The organism is Bacillus sp. P4_D3, from assembly GCF_056401855.1.
The window spans coordinates 1-3,283 of record NZ_JBFUIN010000355.1; the positions used below are offsets into that span (position 1 = coordinate 1).

The window sequence follows — 3,283 nt, forward strand, 5'->3', positions numbered from 1 at the left end:
TTCCTACGGCGGTGAGAAAGGCGGAAAGGCAGCTTAGGTATTTGGCTGAGATGGAGAAGGTGCAGGAAGAGGGAAAGGTAACGTAAATGTATTAAGGTGGCTAAGGCTAGTACTTGTTATGAGGAGAATTTATTAGTGAGCAATGTAAAAACTCCTATTCCATTTATAGATATAGGAGTTTTTTAGTATTTACTTTTTAAGTGAGTTGATCATTCTTTATATTCTCGAATAAACTCACTTACATTATCTGAAAGAAGAAAATGTAAAGACGCCGTGATAGTAGATATATCCCAGTCCCACCAAGAAATTTGTTGAAGTTCTTCAATCACTTCTGGTGAAAAACGATACCGAACCAACTTTGCTGGATTACCTGCTACTATTCCATACGGCGGGATATCTCGTGTTACAACGCTTCTTGCGCCAATAACAGCTCCGTTTCCGACTTTGACTCCAGACATAATCATAGCGCCACTGCCTATCCAAACGTCATGACCAATGATTACATCTCCCTTAGTTTTCGGATGACCGCTAAACCCCGCACCCTCGGGAACTATCACATTAAATGGATAGGTACTAATCCAATCTGTTCTGTGTTCGCCACCTAAAAAGACTGTTACATGGTCGGCTATGGAACAGAACTTACCTAATTTAAGCGAAGCTCCTTCCCCCCAAGTACGAACATTAAGGTCACCATATGACCAATCTCCTATTTCATAAGAAGCAAGCTGTGGATTTTGATTTAAGAACAACCCCTACACCTCCCAAATAGATATAGCATCTTATGTATATGGGTTTAGAGGGGAGTAAAGTAGTGAATGGTAAAATTAAATCTATAAAATGATAGCTTGTTTCTGTAAATCACACAAACATATTAGTATCCCTGCTTCTTCTCAGTCCGCTCAATCACGTCCTGCAGCTCATCCGAYTTCAAAAACTCAAATAGTAGAAAGTTTTAGTACCCATATACTTTTAGTGACCACCAAATAGACACGGAAATGTGACCAAAATAAAAGAGCGCTTGTGAATAGCGCTCAGTAAAAAATAGTTATATGGAAGCATTTATTCAGTGATAGAACCGAAAATTTAAGTACTGTATGGTCACGCGTGTAGACACATAATTGTTATTTTAGTTGCCTTTTTACATTATTCTATTCGATTTCTCCTGAGCCATAACTATACTGCTGCTTATTCTCAATCCGCTCAATCACATCTTGCAATTCATCCGGCTTCAAAAACTCAATTGGAGAGAATCCTTTTTCGAACGTAAGTGTGTCTGCTTCAATCATTAATACATATCGGTCGTTTACCTTTGCAATATGTATTAGGTCTCCGAAATCAGCAAGTAGAGCCTTCACAGAGATATGATCTGCTTTTAGTTTTAATTCCACTTCAGGAGCGTGCTCGACGATTTGAGCAGTAGCTTCCATTACTTCTTCGGTTGAAAATTGTTCCATAATTTCGCGTTTCGGACTGGCAGCCCACACTTCCATTGCTTGGTCGAATTGTTCGCGTTCTTCCGTACCTTCTTCAAATACATCTTCAATTTGGTCGTATACCATGTCCATTACTTGTGTTTTCATAATTTCAGGCATAGAGCGTTCGTACTCGACGAATTTTAAGAAGTCTTCAAAGTAGCGGGCGTGTGATGCTTGGTGAATTTTTAGCTCGCCTACTTCGACCATACCTTCCTCAGGCATGTATGGGTATTGGATAGATTTCATATTCTTTGTTGTGATGGCCATTTCAACGTTACGAATAAGCGTTGATTCATCAGAAATGGAAGCAACCTTTGGTTCGAAGTCACATTTCATTACGAATACGAATGGATCATCAAAGTATTTACGTAGTTTTGCTTGAGCGATTAAAAATACACCACCACGTACAGCGCTTGTGTCAAGATATGTATAAACGAGAGGTTCGCTCATATCTTTGAAGTTTTCTTTTGTTTCTGCAAAGCGAATACGATTAAATAAGTTGTAATGAGGGTTTGAATCGAGTTCATGCCCTTCTTCTACAATAAAGCGACCAATCTTTGTTGGGGCTTGTTCTGTTTTTGCGTGACGTTCTACTTTTCGCTTTGAAATTTTTAATAATTCACCATTCAAAAATTCTTTTAAAGAGCTATCTTCATACTCTTCAGCGTCTAATGTTTGAAAATGTTTATAGCGTTTATCAACTGCTTCACCTTTTCCTTCTACTTGTACTACATAAAAGGAAAGAAAATTTATTTCAAAATCCATATTTATCACCTTGTTTCATTTCATTAACTCTTATCAGTATAGAGATGGAAAAAACTTTCGTCAATTTATATAAGGAAGGGGGAGTCCCTTCCTTATATATTTGTTATTTTCGAAATTAAAATCCGTCTTCTAATGCTGAAAATGGAATGTTTAGTCTATTTTCTACTGTACGTAAACGCTGATTTAAGCGGTTTAATCTACGTGTATGGCGCTCAACTGTGTTTTCTAGTTGACGTACTCTTTGTTCAAGCTCATTTACTCGTCGTTCTAGTTGACGGTTTCCAGTGCCAGGAAAAGAGATTGGAAGTTGAAATTGTCGATTTTGATCATATGGATTAATTTGCTCTGCTTGATCTATATATTGTTGGTATTGTGCTTGTAAATCATACTGAGGTTGGTAACCATCTTGGTTATATGGATCATAAGGATTGTAGGGATACATAAAAACTCCTCCATTTCTTAAAGGTGGGTTGAATTCATCATAATGTATGTGCGAAAGCGGAGTAGTGGCACGGCAAATACCTATATACGCTGAAGTGAATGATTGTTTTTACCTATAAAAGCTCGGTTTAAGTTGTTTAATAATGATCACATATGAGAAAGTGGTATTACGGTTTTTGAAGTATGCAGGTGACTAGAGAGGTGAAATGAAAGGGTTTTACATTTGTATTTCATCTGTTGAATGGTATATACTGGATAGAGATAGGGTACATAAAAGTTACAATCTTATCAAACTCAAAAATTTATATAAATATGTATAGACATTTACAAAAGAAAAGAGTAATTTAAATAGAGTAAAAAATAACTTGTAACATTTTCTAAATATATTGTAAAATGATTGTAACAAAACATACATAAAAATGAAATAATACATAAGAAATAATGTTGGGGAAAAGGAGAGAGTATATTGTTCCGAAAAATAAAGGGTATATTAGTAGGGGTGCTATGTGTAGCTGTAGTAAGTGGTTGTGGAACAAAAGTAAGTGATGTGGCATTAGTAAGTGATTTTGGTGGGAACGTTGTAGAGGCCAAGGCTGATGTAC

3 protein-coding genes and 1 pseudogene are annotated in these 3,283 nt (G+C 36.6%); 1 reads left to right on the top strand and 3 read right to left on the bottom strand.

Annotated elements, in window-relative coordinates; genetic code table 11:
• Positions 1-209: 209 nt before the first annotated feature.
• The 3 genes from AC1DTM_RS20930 to AC1DTM_RS20940 all read right to left on the bottom strand — a co-directional run bounded on the left by AC1DTM_RS20930 (position 210) and on the right by AC1DTM_RS20940 (position 2,682).
• Positions 210-749, bottom strand: coding sequence for a CatB-related O-acetyltransferase (locus tag AC1DTM_RS20930; RefSeq protein ID WP_002199728.1), 540 nt, complete (start codon positions 747-749; stop codon positions 210-212).
• 399 nt (positions 750-1,148) lie between these two features.
• Positions 1,149-2,240, bottom strand: a complete 1,092-nt coding sequence (locus tag AC1DTM_RS20935; RefSeq protein ID WP_016105799.1) for a DUF3900 domain-containing protein — start codon at positions 2,238-2,240, stop codon at positions 1,149-1,151.
• A 115-nt stretch (positions 2,241-2,355) separates the two neighbouring features.
• Entirely contained in the window at positions 2,356-2,682 is a 327-nt protein-coding gene (locus tag AC1DTM_RS20940) for a hypothetical protein (RefSeq protein ID WP_016105798.1), read from the bottom strand.
• A gap of 465 nt (positions 2,683-3,147) precedes the next feature.
• Here AC1DTM_RS20940 and AC1DTM_RS20945 point away from each other — a divergent pair.
• Positions 3,148-3,283: pseudogene (locus AC1DTM_RS20945) on the top strand (VanW family protein); the annotation flags it as partial.

Bases quoted from the DNA above. Each gene is read 5' to 3' on its own strand.
- AC1DTM_RS20935 (WP_016105799.1), bottom strand. From the start codon at position 2,240: ATGGATTTTGAAATAAATTTTCTTTCCTTTTATGTAGTACAAGTAGAA.
- AC1DTM_RS20940 (WP_016105798.1), bottom strand. From the start codon at position 2,682: ATGTATCCCTACAATCCTTATGATCCATATAACCAAGATGGTTACCAA.